Origin of the sequence: Nostoc sp. CALU 1950 (genome assembly GCF_051172895.1) — a bacterium.
Taxonomy (GTDB): Bacteria; Cyanobacteriota; Cyanobacteriia; order Cyanobacteriales; family Nostocaceae; genus Nostoc; species Nostoc edaphicum_A.
In genome coordinates this window covers 1-17,769 of the sequence record NZ_JBDNJQ010000168.1, presented here as the reverse complement: position 1 = coordinate 17,769, position 17,769 = coordinate 1, and the positions used below count along the sequence as shown (strand labels likewise).

Annotated in this window: 5 protein-coding genes; 3 read left to right on the top strand and 2 right to left on the bottom strand. The window is 42.1% G+C overall.

The window, feature by feature from the left end; genetic code table 11:
* Positions 1 to 3,032, top strand: a 3,032-nt coding sequence (locus tag ABF638_RS30940; RefSeq protein WP_435026696.1) for a cobaltochelatase subunit CobN, incomplete at its 5' end; no start/stop codon positions are given.
* Between the two features lie 318 nt (positions 3,033 to 3,350).
* Here ABF638_RS30940 and ABF638_RS30935 read toward each other — a convergent pair.
* On the bottom strand, positions 3,351 to 4,862 hold the full coding sequence (locus ABF638_RS30935; protein WP_435026695.1) for a hypothetical protein: 1,512 nt from the start codon (positions 4,860 to 4,862) through the stop codon (positions 3,351 to 3,353).
* A 664-nt stretch (positions 4,863 to 5,526) separates the two neighbouring features.
* On the opposite strand from ABF638_RS30935, the gene ABF638_RS30930 reads away from it, so the two are divergent.
* Complete coding sequence (locus tag ABF638_RS30930) at positions 5,527 to 5,973, top strand: hypothetical protein (protein WP_435026694.1); 447 nt, start codon at positions 5,527 to 5,529, stop codon at positions 5,971 to 5,973.
* Positions 5,974 to 6,932: 959 nt separating this feature from the next.
* Positions 6,933 to 12,719: a HAMP domain-containing protein gene (locus tag ABF638_RS30925; protein WP_435026693.1), complete on the top strand. Its 5,787-nt coding sequence runs from the start codon at positions 6,933 to 6,935 to the stop codon at positions 12,717 to 12,719.
* A gap of 290 nt (positions 12,720 to 13,009) precedes the next feature.
* Here ABF638_RS30925 and ABF638_RS30920 read toward each other — a convergent pair whose 3' ends face one another.
* Positions 13,010 to 17,221 (bottom strand): DUF4347 domain-containing protein, encoded by a 4,212-nt coding sequence (locus tag ABF638_RS30920; protein ID WP_435026692.1) that lies wholly within the window; start codon positions 17,219 to 17,221, stop codon positions 13,010 to 13,012.
* Between the last annotated feature and the right edge of the window lie 548 nt (positions 17,222 to 17,769).

Genomic DNA, 17,769 nt, shown 5'->3' with positions numbered 1-17,769 from the left:
CGATTCATCGCGTCTTCCCAATAGACGCGATGAATCGCGTCTCTACAAAACCGATTATCGGAATTCTCCTCTACCGAAAACACGTCATCACCAAACAACCCTACATTCCGCAACTGATTCGCAGTTTTGAAAAAGCCGGCTTAACTCCTTTACCCATCTTCATCAACGGCGTAGAAGGACACGTAGCAGTACGAGATTTGATGACAACCGACTATGAAATTCAGCAACGACAACTAGGTAATATAGAGACAGCCTCACTTTCTAGTGAAGCAGTAAAAGTAGATGCGATCGTTTCCACAATTGGCTTTCCTTTAGTGGGTGGCCCGGCTGGTTCAATGGAAGCAGGGCGTCAGGTAGAAGTAGCAAAGCGCATCCTCACAGCCAAGAATGTACCTTATATTGTTGCAGCACCACTATTAATTCAAGATATTTCCTCGTGGACGCGCCAAGGTGTCGGCGGATTGCAAAGTGTAGTGTTATACGCGTTACCAGAATTGGATGGGGCGATTGATACCGTTCCCCTCGGTGGTTTGGTGGGCGAAAATATTTATCTGGTTCCCGAACGGGTGCAGCGATTAATTGGTAGGGTGAAAACTTGGGTGTCTTTACGGCAAAAACCTGCATCGGAACGCAAGATTGCCATAATTTTATACGGGTTTCCTCCAGGTTATGGCGCTGTGGGCACAGCTGCATTATTAAATGTACCGCGTAGTTTGCTGAAGTTTCTCCACGCACTCAAAGAACAAGGTTATACCGTGGGGGATTTACCGGAAGATGGGGAAGAATTGATTCGCTGGGTGAAAGAAGCGGATGAAGCTAATCCTCTTGTGGGTGTAGATAATGACGCTGATATTGCCCAGCCCATAAGGACTGTAAATGTCCGCACATTAGAAAAATGGCTGGGATATCTGCAAACATCTCGCATCGAAAAACAATGGAAATCTCTCACAGGGACTGGAATTAAAACCTATAGTGATGAATTTCAGATTGGCGGTGTGCAATTAGGAAATGTGTGGATAGGTGTACAACCACCTTTGGGGATACAAGGCGACCCCATGCGCTTAATGTTTGAACGAGATTTAACGCCCCATCCGCAATATGTTGCTTATTATAAATGGCTGCAAAATGAGTTTCAAGCTGATGCTCTAGTTCACTTTGGGATGCATGGGACGGTGGAATGGTTGCCCGGTTCTCCTTTGGGTAATACTGGTTATTCTTGGTCAGATATACTGTTAGGAAATTTGCCTAATCTATATATATATGCAGCAAATAATCCGTCTGAGTCCATGTTGGCAAAACGTCGCGGTTATGGTGTATTAATTTCTCATAATGTACCGCCTTATGGTCGTGCAGGTTTATATAAAGAATTGGTGTCATTGCGAGATTTAATCTCGGAGTATCGCGAAGATCCGCAAAAGAATTATCTGCTTAAAGAAGGGATTTGTAAAAAAATTGTGGACTCTGGTTTAGATGCAGATTGTCCGTTTGAAGATGCTAAAAAGTTAGGTATTGCGTTCACTCCCGAAAATGTTCGGATGTTTAGCAGCCATGCTTTTGATGATTATTTAGTGGAATTGTACGAATATTTGCAAGTTTTAGAAAATCGGTTGTTTTCTTCTGGGTTGCATATTTTGGGGGAAGCACCAAATGAGGAGGAATTGGCGTCGTATTTGGAGGCTTATTTTGGGGATGAGAAAGGAATACCTGAAGAAAGAGAAAAAGAGGAGAGACTAATAAAGGATTTGTTGATGCAATCTACGGATGAGTTAACGAATTTATTAAGGGGATTGAATGGGGAATATATTCCGCCTGCGCCTGGTGGGGATTTGTTGCGGGATGGGGCTGGTGTGTTACCTACGGGGAGAAATATTCATGCTTTAGATCCTTATCGGATGCCTTCACCTGCTGCATACCAACGGGGACGAGAAATTGCTCAAAAAATTATTGCCCAGTATTTGGATGAACATGATAAATATCCAGAAACGGTGGCGGTGATGTTATGGGGATTAGATGCAATTAAAACTAAGGGAGAATCTCTGGGTATTCTGCTGGAATTAGTGGGGGCTGAACCTATTAAGGAAGGAACTGGCAGAATTGTTCGTTATGAATTGAAACCGTTGATGGAAGTTGGACATCCCCGCATTGATGTGTTGGGTAATTTATCTGGGATTTTCCGGGATAGTTTTGTAAATATCATCGAATTGTTGGATGATTTATTTCAACGGGCGACTGATGCTGATGAATCGGAAGATCAGAATTTTATTAGGAAACACGCTTTAGCCTTAAAAGCCCAAGGTGTGGAAAATGCATCAGCGAGATTGTTTTCTAACCCGGCGGGTGATTTTGGTTCTTTGGTAAATGATCGGGTTGTGGATGGTAACTGGGAATCTGGTGAGGAGTTGGGGAATACTTGGCAAAGTCGCAATGTATTCAGCTATGGGAGAGAAGATAAAGGTCAAGCTAGACCGGAAGTGTTGAATACGTTGTTAAAAACTAGCGATCGCATTGTTCAAGAAATCGATTCGGTAGAATATGGTTTAACGGATATTCAAGAATATTACGCCAACACCGGCGGTTTGAAAAAGGCGGCAGAAAAACAAAGCGGTAAGAAGGTTACAACCAGTTTTGTGGAAAGTTTCTCGAAAGATACTACACCTCGCAATTTAGATGATTTGCTGCGAATGGAGTATCGCACCAAATTGGTAAATCCCAAATGGGCGCAAGCGATGGCGAATCAAGGTTCTGGTGGTGCATTTGAAATTTCCCAACGGATGACGGCGTTGATTGGTTGGGGTGGTACTGCCGATTTTACCGATGATTGGGTTTATGACCAAGCGGCTGATACTTATGCATTAGATGCAGAGATGGCGGATAAATTGCGTAAGGCAAATCCGGAGGCTTTTCGCAATATTTTAGGGAGAATGTTGGAGGCGCATGGGCGGGGTTTTTGGGAAGCTGATGGTGATAAGTTAGATAAATTGCGCCAATTGTATGAGTTGACAGATGAGGAGTTGGAGGGAGTAACGGTTTAGTGAATTGGGTACATTAGTGTACGTCAGCATTTGATGTCTGTCTTAGAGGTTATTTGAAAAGTGTTTCGCTGTGACTTTAGGCACTTGTAGATCCCCCTAAATCCCCCTTAAAAAGGGGGACTTTGAGAATTTTTTGCCCCCCTTTTTAAGGGGGGTTGGGGGGATCTAAAGGCTGTGGGGCAATTTTCAAGACTTGTGTGTACACCGTAGCCTTAAAAAAAGGGGTAAACCGGAATCAAAGTTTCCCAATTTATCGGAGAATTTAGGGGGATCTAAAATTTTTGATCCCGACAAGAAGATTTTAAAAACATCCTCTTATCAATTTAAAATATACCAAATACCATCATTACTTTTGGATAAAATATGATATCTTTTCTCAATCAATTCTAGAATCTTGGGAAATCCTTCTTTAATGCGACTCTCATCGTTATCACTAATAAATATATAAGGAGGCTTGGATAAATCTAACTCCTGTAGAAGTTGTGGCCATTGCTCAGATAGAAATAATTCAAGTGACCATCCATTTAATGATGTTGCTTGAGTACGACCAGATAAGTAGTAAATAGACGGGTCACCAGCAACAAAAATCTCACCAGGTAAATTTCCTGGTTGAGAGAGAAAGCCAATCTCGGAACGAAGCAATGTATAGTCTTCTCTAAATACAGTCTGATATTTAAATCGTGTATCTTCAGTTAAAGCAAAATTATTCTTAACTAGAGCCACACTCTTGAATTGGAAATTTAATAATAAAGGTAATAAAAATAAAAATGATACTAGAAACTTAATTCGTCGTGAACTCAATTCTTTGAAAGGCTGCCATAATATATCTAAACCTTTAGTTGCTAAAATACCTGTAGGCACAAATAATAGTAAATAATGGTAACTCCATAGTGACCTGGTTTGTAGAACAATCATACCCAGCCCCAAAACAAACCAAACAACAAGTAGCAAAGTCAATAAATTCTTACCCTGACGCAAGGATACATTTACTGCAACAGTAGCAATTAAAACTAAAGTGACAAAATTCTTTAAGAACCATGCTGTTCCAAAAACTAACTTAGATATATTAAAAGTGCCATCAGCAACCACTTGCCTGGGATATACAAAAAATGTCTTATATACAATTGATAAACTATTAACTCCAGAAAAGTAGCTGACAACAATTAGAATAGGAAAGATAAGTCCTAGAAAAATTGGTAAGCAAATTTCAATAAAGATTTTTTGAAATTTCTGATGTTTGATTAATACAGAATGGAGCAAGATAGTTAGCCAAAAAGCAAGCAAAATAGGCAGAAATATTAATTTAAATATCAAGACAATTCCACCCATAAAGCCTGATATTAAAAGTTGAATAAATCTCGGCTTGCCTTCATGATTAAAAGATTGATAAGTTAGCCAAAGGCATATAAATAAAGGAAAACCAACTAGACCTTCTACTTGAGTAAATTGCCGATGATATGAAGAAATATAGTAAACGCCAACCGTTAATAAAGGTACTAAGCTTGCTATTATCCGATGCTGAAAATAAGTTTTTAAAGTCAGTTGCAATATTATGGAGAAAAACACCATATAAATAAGTTCAAATATATGGATGCCAATCTCATTGAAACCAAACAAATTTCCTGCTAAGAAATAAAAGTAATAAATTCCAGGTTGCTTTAGATCCCAAAAATCCCGATAGAGTACCTTTCCTTGTTGCATCTCCAAAGCACCTGTTGTAAATAGTGCTTGATCTCCTGAAAATGGAAAAGGTAAATGTATCAAACCAATTATGACAACAGAAATTAAAACCAGAAAGTCAATTTTACTTATTTTAGAAAGATTAATCATGAAAATTTACTCCTAAGGCAGCAGCCCCTAATAACCCATTCTCATGCAGAGCATGGGAACGAGATAAACGAGAGAACAATCGGAAATTGAGCTTTTTGATTTGTGTGTACATCGTAGCCTTGCTAAGGGGAGGGGAACTAAAGCTACGTTTTGTCTTTTTGAGATTCTTATTTTTGATTTATGCAAGAGGTATTATCTCAGACAACAAGCAAAAGCGATGTCTACGACGGGCTACGCCTACGCTCCTACGTTTAAGGCTATGAAAATTTAAATCTTTGCAGCTAATGTTACTTCATGTATAAGAAAGGCTTAAGTTTTTCTTGCAAATGTATAAGCCGTTGTAGCAAATGCTTAATATTTTGCAACAAATGCTATTCCATATATAAGAAAGGCTTAAGTCTTTCTTGCAAATGTATAAGCTATTGCAGCAATTGTTTAATACTTTGCAACAAATGCTATTCCATATATAAGAAAGGCTTAAATCATTGCAGCAATTGTTGTAATGAGCTTATGAATCTAGTTAGTACTTAAAACAAAACATAGCCTAAGTAAAATCAACTAAACTTTTAGAGATGTAATCGCAACTGATTTGCTATATTTTCCCATGACAGCCAGAAAGTTATTGGTATAAAACAGTACTATAATCTAGTAGTAGAGATGCATTATGGCACGTCGTAAAAGGAATTCCAGCGTTTTAGAACGAGCCGATCGCCGGATTGAAAGTTTACAATCTATCAGTGTAGAACTTAACTTTGGCGAAGGATTGACTATCCAAGCTTACACGATGACAATTAACGATCTCCGGTCTAAGCTTGCTGCCTACAACACTGCATTATCTACCATTGACAAACTCACAGATGACGTGAATAACGCAGAAAAGGCTGTAATAACGATGTCAGAAAAAATGTTACTAGGAGTTGGCAGCCGTTACGGTAAAACCAGCCCAGAATATGAGATGGCGGGTGGTGCGCGACGAGGTAATACCAAGAAGAAGCGAAGCGTACTAGGCAATTCCAAACTCACCGATTCTTTAGCAGCTGATTCTGTGAAGCTTTCTTCTGCAAATGGATCTATGAATGGGGTGTCGGGTGCGGGTGCGATCGCGAGTTGAGTAAAATCCAATAGGGGTTTAGTGTCAACTTAAGCTCAAGCACTCAATTTACCGTGGTTTGAAATCCTCCAACCCTCTAAAAAAGGGGGCACTAGTTCCTCTTTTTTAAGGCTAAGGTGTATAAACCGAATTACCCCCCTTAATCCCCCGATGCATTGGGGGGATTAAGAAATCTAGTTCCCTCCCCTTTGCAAGGCTACGGTGTACACACATCTTTCTAGAAAACCAAAATCGTCCTAGATCCCCCTAAATCCCCCTTAAAAAGGGGGACTTTGAGAGCTTTTTGCCCCCTTTTTAAGGCTACGGTGTACACACAAGTCGAAAAAAGATCAATTTCTCACTGTTCTCTCGTTTATCTCGTTCCTATGCTCTGCATAGGAATGCCTGATTAGAGGCTCTGCCTCTAGTCAGATATTGAGTCAGAGACTCAATGAATGCATTCCCAGTCGGAGACTGGGAACAAGGAAATGCTTATCAAGCTAGGTTTTTAGGACTTGTGTGTACACCGTAGCTTTTTAAGGGGGGTTGGGGGAATCAAAAGCCTGTGGCGCAACTCTAGAAATCTTGTGTGTACACCGTAGCCTTTGCAAAAGGAGGGTTAGGGGTAAAACCTAGAATTTGTTGATTTGCTGCTTTCCTCAAATTCCAAAAATCAAAAAACGTAATGTTAATTGTCATCTTGTGTTTTACTGTGCGATGCTGTATTCGCCGACAATTGATGCTGCATAACATAGGCCAACTAGCTATCATTAGCTAAGTGGTATGTCAGATACGACGGCAATACTATTTAATTTGCAGTCTTTATCAACTGCTTACACTCGCACCCATCAAAATTAGTTTAATCCACTTTCTATTCCCTACTCTCTATTTTTATCCGCATTACCTAAAAGTTCTCTAACTAGGTACGGGGTGCAAAAAATACAAAAAATTTCTCAAGATTCAAGATTAAGGATAAGGCTATGGCAACCGAACAGTTAACTAGAGACAGCGACAATCTAGATTTAAATCAGCTATTGAGAACGCTGAATGCTGTTAAACAGGGTGACTTCTCGGCTCGGATGCCAATAGATCATACTGGTGTGGCGGGAAAAATTGCTGATACGCTCAATGATATTATTGATCAAAATGAGCGGATGGCGGCCGAACTACAACGGATTGGTAATGTTGTCGGCAAAGAAGGCAAAATTGCCGATCGCGCCTCTCTCGGAGATGTTCGTGGTTCTTGGTCAGATTGTGTTGCTTCTGTCAATACTCTGATTACAGATTTAGTTCAACCAACTGCTGAAACTACTCGTGTAATTCGGTCAGTCGCCAATGGTGACTTATCCCAAACGATCGCAACAGAAATTGACGGCAGACCCCTCCAAGGTGAATTTCTCCAAACTGCTAAGATTGTCAACACGATGGTAGATCGCCTCGGTTCCTTTGCATCGGAAGTTACCAGGGTTGCCCGTGAGGTGGGAACTGAAGGGAAGTTAGGTGTCCAAGCTGAAGTGCAAGGTGTGGCGGGTACTTGGAAAGATTTAACTGATAACGTGAACTTGATGGCGGGTAATCTCACTGGTCAAGTTCGCAACATCGCCGAAGTTGCCACCGCGATCGCAAATGGCGATCTATCGAAAAAAATCACCGTCAATGTGAAAGGCGAAATTCTGGAACTCAAGAACACCGTCAACACGATGGTGGATCAACTGAATTCTTTTGCAAGTGAAGTGACACGAGTTGCGCGTGAGGTGGGAACTGAAGGGAAGTTGGGCGTCCAAGCAGAAGTGCGGGGAGTAGCGGGTACTTGGAAAGATTTAACAGACAACGTGAACTTAATGGCGGGTAATCTCACCGGACAAGTTCGCAACATCGCCGAAGTTGCCACTGCGATCGCCAATGGTGATCTATCGAAAAAAATCACTGTCGATGTCAGAGGTGAAATTCTCGAACTCAAAAACACCATCAATATTATGGTGGATCAACTCAGTTCTTTTGCAAGTGAAGTAACGCGGGTTGCTCGTGAGGTGGGAAGTGAAGGTAAACTGGGCGTTCAAGCAGAAGTCAAAGGTGTAGCCGGCACTTGGAAAGACTTGACCGACAGCGTAAACTTTATGGCGGGAAGTTTAACAGCACAGGTGCGGAATATTGCCGAAGTGACTACTGCTGTGGCAAATGGCGACTTATCTAAAAAAATTACCGTTGATGTCAAAGGCGAAATTTTGGAGTTGAAAAACACCATCAACACAATGGTGGATCAACTTAGTTCCTTTGCTAGTGAAGTGACGCGAGTGGCGCGGGAAGTAGGAACTGAAGGAAAACTGGGTGTGCAAGCAGAAGTGCGTGGTGTGGCTGGCACTTGGAAAGACTTGACCGACAATGTAAACTCAATGGCCGGGAACCTCACCGATCAAGTGCGAAACATTGCTGAAGTTGCAACTGCGATCGCAAATGGTGACTTATCCAAGAAAATTACTGTTGCTGTCAAAGGCGAAATTCTGGAACTCAAAAATACCATCAATATTATGGTGGATCAACTCAACTCCTTTGCAAGTGAAGTCACAAGAGTTGCGCGGGAGGTGGGAAGTGAGGGTAAATTGGGTGTCCAAGCAGATGTGCGCGGCGTGGCTGGTACTTGGAAAGATTTGACTGATAGCGTGAATTTCATGGCGGGAAGCTTAACGGCACAAGTGCGAAACATTGCCGCCGTTACCACCGCCGTAGCGAATGGCGACTTATCTAAAAAAATCTCCGTTGATGTCAAAGGTGAAATTTTAGAGTTGAAAAATACCGTCAACACAATGGTGGATCAACTCAATTCCTTTGCAAGTGAAGTGACGCGAGTTGCTCGTGAAGTGGGAACTGAAGGTAAGCTGGGCGTACAAGCAGAAGTCAAAGGTGTAGCCGGCACTTGGAAAGACTTAACTGACAGTGTAAACTTCATGGCGGGAAGCTTGACGGCGCAAGTGCGGAACATTGCCGAAGTTACCACAGCCGTAGCAAACGGCGACTTATCTAAAAAAATCACCGTCGATGTGAAAGGTGAAATTCAGGAACTCAAAAACACCATTAATACAATGGTGGATCAGCTAAATTCTTTTGCATCGGAAGTTACCAGGGTTGCCCGTGAGGTGGGAACGGAAGGTAAATTGGGCGTACAAGCTTACGTCAGAGGAGTAGCTGGGACTTGGAAAGATTTAACAGACAACGTAAACTCAATGGCGGGGAACCTCACCGGACAAGTTCGCAACATCGCCGAAGTTACGAAAGCAGTAGCAAATGGCGACCTTTCCAAGAAAATTACCGTCGATGCCAAAGGCGAAATTTTGGATTTGAAGAACACCACCAACACGATGGTAGATCAACTCAGTTCCTTTGCCAGTGAAGTGACGCGGGTGGCGCGGGAAGTAGGAACTGAAGGGAAATTGGGCGGACAAGCGCAAGTCCAAGGTGTCGCGGGTACTTGGAAAGATTTAACAGATAACGTTAACTCGATGGCGGGGAACTTAACAGCCCAAGTACGCGGTATTGCCAGAGTGGTGACAGCCGTTGCCAACGGTGACTTGAAACGGAAACTGATGCTAGATGCCAAGGGAGAAATTGAAACCTTAGCAGAGACAATCAACGAGATGATTGATACCCTAGCAACCTTTGCCAATCAAGTAACCACAGTGGCGCGAGAAGTGGGAATTGAAGGGAAATTGGGTGGACAAGCTAGTGTCCCTGGGGCGGCTGGAACTTGGAAAGATTTAACAGATAATGTAAATGAACTTGCTGCTACACTGACAACTCAGTTAAGAGCGATCGCAGAAGTTGCTACAGCTGTAACTAAAGGTGATTTAACTCGTTCAATTGCCGTCGAAGCATTAGGGGAAGTAGCAATACTTAAAGACAACATCAACCAAATGATTGCCAACCTGCGGGAGACAACGCAGAAAAACACCGAACAAGACTGGTTGAAAACGAACCTAGCCAAGTTTACCCGAATGCTCCAAGGTCAACGAGACTTGGAAACTGTATCTAAATTAATTCTCTCAGAACTAGCACCTTTGGTAGGAGCGCAACACGGTGTATTTTTCCTTATGGAGTCTGGGGAAAATATCGCGTATTTGAAACTAATTAGTAGCTACGCTTACCGCGAACGCAGACATCTAGCTAACCGCTTCCAATTGGGTGAAGGTTTGGTGGGACAATGCGCTTTAGAAAAAGAGCGAATTCTGCTAACGGAAGTACCGAACGATTATGTCAAAATTACCTCTGGTTTAGGAGAAGCCACGCCCCTAAATGCCGTGGTGTTACCTGTACTGTTTGAAGGACAGGTGACAGCAGTGATTGAATTAGCCTCCTTTCGCCGCTTTAGCGAAATACATCTGACATTTTTCGACCAGCTTACCGAAAGTATAGCGATCGTCCTTAACACGATCGCAGCATCGATGCGAACGGAAGAATTACTCAAGCAATCGCAATCTTTAGCCGAAGAACTACAAACCCAACAAAGCGAACTCCGAGAAACCAACCAGCGTTTAGAACAACAAGCCCAATCACTCAAAGCCTCCGAAGATTTACTCAAAGGACAGCAAGAGGAACTGCAACAAACCAACGCCGAATTAGAAGAAAAGGCAGAATTGTTAGCTCAACAAAAGAAAGAAGTCGAGCGCAAAAATCGTGAAATTGAACAATCAAGACTGTCTTTAGAAGATAAGGCGGAACAACTTGCCCTTTCTTCAAAATACAAATCAGAATTTCTCGCCAACATGTCCCATGAATTACGGACACCGCTAAACAGCTTGTTGATTTTGGCCAAGTTGTTAACAGATAACATCGATCGCAACCTCACCGCCAAGCAAGTCGAATACAGCCAAACAATTTACTCAGCCGGTACTGACTTGTTGACGTTAATTAATGACATTCTGGATCTCGCCAAAATCGAATCTGGAACGATGTCTATTGACATGACTCAAATGCCATTGGCAGAGTTGGGTGAGCAGATTGAGCGTACCTTCCGACAAATCGCTCAGAGTAAAGGACTTGCTTTCGCAATTGAATTTACTCCCGAATTGCCAAACAGCATTTATACAGATGTCAAACGTATACAACAGGTGTTGAAAAATCTCCTCTCCAACGCTTTTAAATTTACAGAGCAAGGAGAGGTACGCTTACGGATTGCAGTGGCCAAGCTAGGCTGGAGCAACGACCATCAAACCTTAAATCGCGCCCAGATGGTGATTGCCTTCTCAGTCAGCGATACAGGTATTGGCATTGCCCCCGACAAACAAAAAGTAATTTTTGAAGCATTCCAGCAAGCCGATGGCTCTACCAGTCGCAGATATGGCGGCACCGGATTAGGCTTATCAATTAGCCGCGAAATCGCCCGTCTCTTCGGCGGTGAAATTAAACTAATCAGTCAACCAGGTGAAGGTAGCACCTTTACATTCTATTTACCACAATCGATTGCTGAGTCTAGATCGGCACTCCTCACTCCCTACTCCCTACTCCCCACTCCCCACCCCCCACTCCTCACTCCCCACTCAGCACTCAGCACTCAGCACTCAGCACTAATTAGTGATGATCGCACTACTATAGAAAGAGGCGATCGCGTCTTACTAATTGTCGAAGATGACGTAAACTTTGCGCGTATCCTTCTAGAGATGGCGCAACAGCATGGATTTAAGGTGATAACAGCCCAAACCGGCAGTACAGGTTTGATGTTAGCGCAGCAATTTCAGCCTTCAGCCGTTTTGCTAGATATCCGGTTGCCAGAAATGGATGGTTGGACGGTATTGGATCGTCTGAAACATGACCCAAATACCCGCCACATTCCCGTACATATCATGACCGTAGAGGAAGGCAGACAACGCGGTTTGCAACTAGGTGCGATCGCATATCTGCAAAAGCCCTTAACCAGCGAGACAATATCCGAGGCGTTGAGCAAAATTAAAGGTTTCGTTGAGCGCCAGGTGAAAAATTTATTGGTAGTGGAAGACGACGACACTCAACGGCTGAGTATTGTTGAGTTAATTGGCAACAGCGATGTTTCGACCATTGCTGTGGGAAATGGTGCAGCAGCATTAGAAGCCATCCGCTCACAGCATTTTGATTGCCTTGTCCTCGACTTAGGGCTACCCGACATGACCGGGTTTGAACTGATCGAGCAGATAAAACTTCTACCTAACGGCAAAACTTTGCCAATTATTGTCTACACAGGTAGAGAAATTAGCAAAGTTCAAGAAACGGAACTCAGACGGATTGCAGAGACAATCATTATTAAAGATGTGCGATCGCCCGAACGTCTCCTTGATGAAACAGCATTATTTTTACATCGAGTCCAAGCAAATTTACCAGCACCCAAGCGACAAATACTTGAACAACTGCATTCACAAGACTACTTACTCACAGGCAAAAAAGCGCTAATTGTAGACGATGATATGCGTAATATTTTCGCCCTTACCAGTATGCTAGAGCGTTATCAAATACAGGTTTTATATGCTGAAAATGGCAGAGAGGGAATCACCCTGTTACAAAATACACCAGATATTGATGTCATTTTGATGGACGTAATGATGCCAGAAATGGATGGTTACGAAACAACACGCTTAATCCGCCAAAACGATCAATTTAAATCTTTGCCGATTATTGCACTGACCGCTAAAGCCATGCAAGGCGATCGCGAGAAGTGTATAGAAGCAGGCGCATCAGATTACATCACCAAACCCGTAGATACCGAGCAATTGCTGTCTCTATTGCGTGTTTGGCTATACCGTTAATTTGATCTAGAAAACCTTACTTCCATTCCCAATACAGTTCGGGTTTTGGATTTTAAACTGGAATTTGGTTTGGGAAAAAGGTTAAAGGGGAAGGGTTAAAGGTTTTTTCTTTCCCTTTTCCCCCGCTCCTTGTCCCCAAAACCCGACAAGTATTGAGTCCTATAGGACTCATATTTGATTTCTGAAAAAACTCAGTACAACTAAGAAGCCTTCTTTCCTATTGCCTATTGCCTATTGCCTATTGCCTGCCTACGCAAATCAGTTCAGAAATCAAAGCGGATTCCTATATCTTACTCAATAATGAAATGACTAGCGTTTAAATTTGATGCCGTAATTCCAGTTAACAAAGCAAAATTAACGTTACCAGAAATAACCTTAATCAAAGTATCATTGGCGCTTTGAGTAATAGACAAACCTGAGTAGGTTAAACCACCTGATAAAGAAATTAAATCTTCATTAATGTTGAAATCTTTGATAGTATCTCTACCTTCACCTTTGACAATTACAAAGATATCATTACCTGCACCACCTGTGAGATTATCAGTACCAAAACCGCCATAAATGCGATCGTTTCCTAGCCCGCCGACAATCACATCATTACCAGCAAAACCAAAAATCAGGTCGTCTGAGCTAGTTCCCTGTATAGGGTTATCAGGCTTAGATGTACCAGTGATAATGCTATTAATTTGATTACCATTTTTAATGTTAACGACATCAATATCATCAGGATTGATAATGTTGTTATATTTGGCATCACTACTAACTGCTTTGGCAGTAATAATTTGGTAAGTAGTGTTGTCATCTGCAATACCATCATCAACACCTGTAACCGTGATGATTTGGGGCGTATTCCAGTTAGCTGCGGTAAATGTCACGCTAGAAACTGAAACAGTACCTTCACTCACCTTGGAACTACTCAAATTGAAGGTGACATCAGCAGTGGGTTGGCTATCGAGTTGAATACTGAAGTTAGCTGTGCCACCAGCTTCGGTAGTTACTAGCCCAGTTGTAGGAGAGATAGTAACACCTGCTATATCGTTGTCAAAAATAGTACCAATAGCTTGGCTATCACTAATGGTGGCATTGGTGGGGTTTGTGAGATTGACAAAAAAGCGCTCACTGGATTCGGCAACTAAATCATCGAGAATCGGTATCGTGATTGTTTGAGTAGTAACTCCAGGGTTGAAAGTGAGGGTTCCTGTGGCTGGGGTGTAATCAACATTGGCGATCGCAGTATCATTACTAGTGTTGTAATCGACTGTGATTACATTAGTACTTGCGTTGGAGAGTTGGACAGTAAAAGAGAAGTTACCAATGCTTTCGCTACCACTTTTATTTGCGATGGAGATAGTGGGTGGATTGTCATCGTTAACTATAGTAACTGAAGCTGGATTGGTAATAGGATCTTGTTGGTTCGGGTGACTCAGCGTCAGATTAATGGTTTCATCAACTTCAGTTACCTTTTCACCCAGAACATTAAATGTAATAGCCTTTGTTGTTTCTCCAGCAGCAAAGATTACAACTCCAGATATAGTACTTGTCACACCCGCAACCTTAATGGCGTTGTAATCACTGCCAAAAGTTGCCGTGCCATCCAAAGTATAATTTATGGTACTGGCAACGGCAGTATCGCCACTACGAGTCACTGTGAAAGTAACAGGTTGGCTACCACTATTACCTTCAGTTACAGTTGGTGTAGTAGTTGAAATGGCGTAATTGAGATTTGTCGGAGGAACAAAATTAGTGCCTCCAATGTGATTTAGTGGTTGACTAGCAAAGTTTCCAGGTGAAGTGTTAGCAGCATTACCTAATGAAAAATTTGGTGCTGTGCCAGTGATTAGACTTGCTACCCAATCCGAGGCTGTTGAACCAGTAGTGTCACCTGAACGTCCTACATATCCAGTAATAAATGAAGTGTCAACAACTGCGGCATTCGTTGGAACTGAACCGACAGAACCTTTTCTAAATACAATCGAGCCGTATGCTATGTCTGTAGTTCCCCCATCTAAAACCGAAACTGAATCCAGCACAGTCCAATTTGAGTAAGTAGCACCATCAGCAATACCATTGTTATCCGAGTCAATATCATTGTTAAGGTTAGGTGCAGTAGTAGTTTGAATCAAAAAGAAATTAACAGACCCATTTTCGATGTCATTTGTGCCCCTATGACCCATTGAACTTGAAGTTCCATTGCCCCATCCGGCTCCAGTTCCAATATTAGTTACTACATTTGCACCAGAGTTAACTGCATAACTATTGCCTTTTTGCAGAAGAACTAGTAACCCATTGCTACCAAACTGCTTACCAGACAAATCAAAAATATCTTGAACATTGCCAGGGTTATTAGCGGAATCACCCTCAATCCCAACGAAATAAGTTCCAGGTGCTAGAATCGCACCGGGAGTACCACGCAGTTCGATATATTCTTTCGAGGTATCTGTACTTAGAGGATCAAACAGAATTTCGTTGATAAGTATCGGTTGAGGGGGAACAGGTTCATAAGTTTCATCCTCAGCGTTTACCAGCGAAACGTTTTTAGATTCGCTGTTTGCCACTGCCAAGTCAGATTTACCATCCTTGTTGAAGTCGCCTACTGTAACAGAATAGGGTTTTGTCCCCACGACAAAGTTCGTGGCAATTCCAAAGCCACCATTGCCATCTCCCAGCAGCACTGAAACCGTGTCTGAGCCTGCATTTGCCACTGCTAGGTCAGAGTTACCGTCATTATCGAAGTCAATCACTGTAACGGATGCGGGATTTAACCCTACATCAAAGTTAGTAGCAATTCCAAAGCCGCCAGCCCCATTACCCAACAGAATAGAGACATTAGAGTCATTGTTAGAGTCATAATTCGCCACCGCCAAATCCAATTTGTTGTCTTTATTGAAATCGCCGACAACAACAGAATTAGGATTTGTTCCCACATCAAATTGAGTGGCTGAGTTAAAAGTGCCGTCACCGTTTCCCAAGAGTATTGAGACGTTATTGAAGTAAGAACTCGTCACCGCTAGGTCAGATTTTCCATCCCCGTTGAAGTCGCTTACTGTGATGGAAGTGGGACGGCTAGGAACTTTAAAGTTTTTGGCAGTTCCAAAGCCGCCGGCACCATTTCCCAACAGCACTGAAATATTTTGGGAGGCGTTGTTTACTGTTACTATGTCAGATTTTCCATCTTTATTAAAGTCACCCACTGCAATAGATATCGGTGCTAAGGCTGACTCCAAAGCAAAATTCACAGCAGCTTGAAAGCTGCCATCGCCCTTGCCAAGCAACAGCGAAATGTTATTTGACAGATTGTTTGCCGTTACCAAATCCAATTTCCCATCTTTGTTGAAGTCGGCTACAGCAACAGAAGAAGGACTTAAGCCATTGAACCCCACCGTACTAAAGTTGCTAGCAGACTTAAAAGTGCCATTACCATTTCCCAAAAGTACCGAAACGGTTTGAGAGGACTTGTTTGCCGTTACCAGATCGATATTACCGTCTTTGTCAAAGTCGCCAACAACAATGGAATAGGGTCTTAATCCCACATCAAAGGTGTTATGTATAATTGAAACACTACCAATCTCAGTATCGCTACTGTAAGCTGTTGTACCTCCACCAACGCCGGGGACTATGTTAGTAGCACCACTAATGTTGCCGTCTGAGGTATCCCAAGCGCGAAAAGCGAATTCCGCTGTGCCCTTGTAGCCAGAGTTGGGGACAAAACGAATTTTTCCTGTATCTCTGAGCAATGTAGCAGAAGTATCGGATACAACCAAATTAATCCAGTTGCCACCGTCATTTATGGAGTATTGCCAAGTACCGTTGGTATTATCTACACCAATGACGGCAATTCCTTCTACTGCACCTGTGTCAGGATCGGTAATGGGGTTGCCACCTGCACCTCTAGAAAGGATGACGGAAATTAAAGTGCCGGAGTTATTGGTATCCGTTACGTCTTGGGCAATGGCAGCCAGTGTGGGATTACCGGTGTTGTTCAGTGTTGGTGCTGTGTTGGAGGCTAAAATTGAGTCGTAAGCCATCACGACCTTTGATGCCAAGGCTAAATCTGACTCAATTTCTCCAATTTTCACTTCTAAATCCCAGTCACCCCCCAATTCGGCATTTCCTGTGATGTCATCAGAAGCAGCCACATCTGCGCCTGTGATTTGGCTCAACTGTTGCACAAAAGTTTGATCGAAAGATGCCACGTTGCAACCGTAAAGCAGAATGTCGGCATCATCAGTTAAATAATTTCTCCACTGTTGCAATTGATTGGTGTAGGAGTTCAAATTGTTGACATTGAGTAGGGTTGTTCCTAATTGCAAACTTCCGCTACTGCCGTGGGAGATAATTTGAACTGATTGGTATTTGCCACCCTGCAAAGCTTGAGTGATTTGTTCTACTCCATCTGTGGTGGAGTCAAGGATTACTACACTAGTGCCTGGTTGGATGCCAGCAATCAAGCTTTCGTAGTCGATAACTGCTTGATCAATAAAAATAATATTTTGATTTGACATTTGTAATTCCTCAGTAAAATTAATTTGCGTTTTAGAAGTTTTCTTTTCTGACAGTTGCACTCTGATTAATTAGACCCACCTTGAAAATACGGAGTAGAGAGCAGAGATTAGTTACACATCGCTAAATATCCGCTTTCGTCCCTTAATTTAATTGGTAGTTATAACGTTTGTTTTGAGGTCAAAAAGTAATATGATAAGTAAGTACAAAATTACGCTAAAAATAGTATATTTTCTACTGTATTATTACTGCGATCGCTCAAATAACCTCAAATTTAAATTTGAGAGTTTAGTGAGAAACTAAAATACTTTTAATTTCCATATCTAAATTAGTCAACGTCTTGTAGGATAAACTTTTTAGCAGTCAAATTCCTACAGTTGAAATTTTTAAAAGCTAATTATGTAATTTTCTCAATATAAAAAATTGATAAAGCCGATTGATTTAGAACAATCGGCTAAAGTTGCTGTATTGGCGTCTGGCTGTACTAATAAGTAATGCAAAAGTGTTGAATGTTAAGAAAAATCCGATAAAAACAGCCCAAAATATGTTA

Bases quoted from the DNA above. Each gene is read 5' to 3' on its own strand.
- ABF638_RS30935 (WP_435026695.1), bottom strand. From the start codon at position 4,862: ATGATTAATCTTTCTAAAATAAGTAAAATTGACTTTCTGGTTTTAATT.
- ABF638_RS30930 (WP_435026694.1), top strand. From the start codon at position 5,527: ATGGCACGTCGTAAAAGGAATTCCAGCGTTTTAGAACGAGCCGATCGC.
- ABF638_RS30925 (WP_435026693.1), top strand. From the start codon at position 6,933: ATGGCAACCGAACAGTTAACTAGAGACAGCGACAATCTAGATTTAAAT.
- ABF638_RS30920 (WP_435026692.1), bottom strand. From the start codon at position 17,221: ATGTCAAATCAAAATATTATTTTTATTGATCAAGCAGTTATCGACTAC.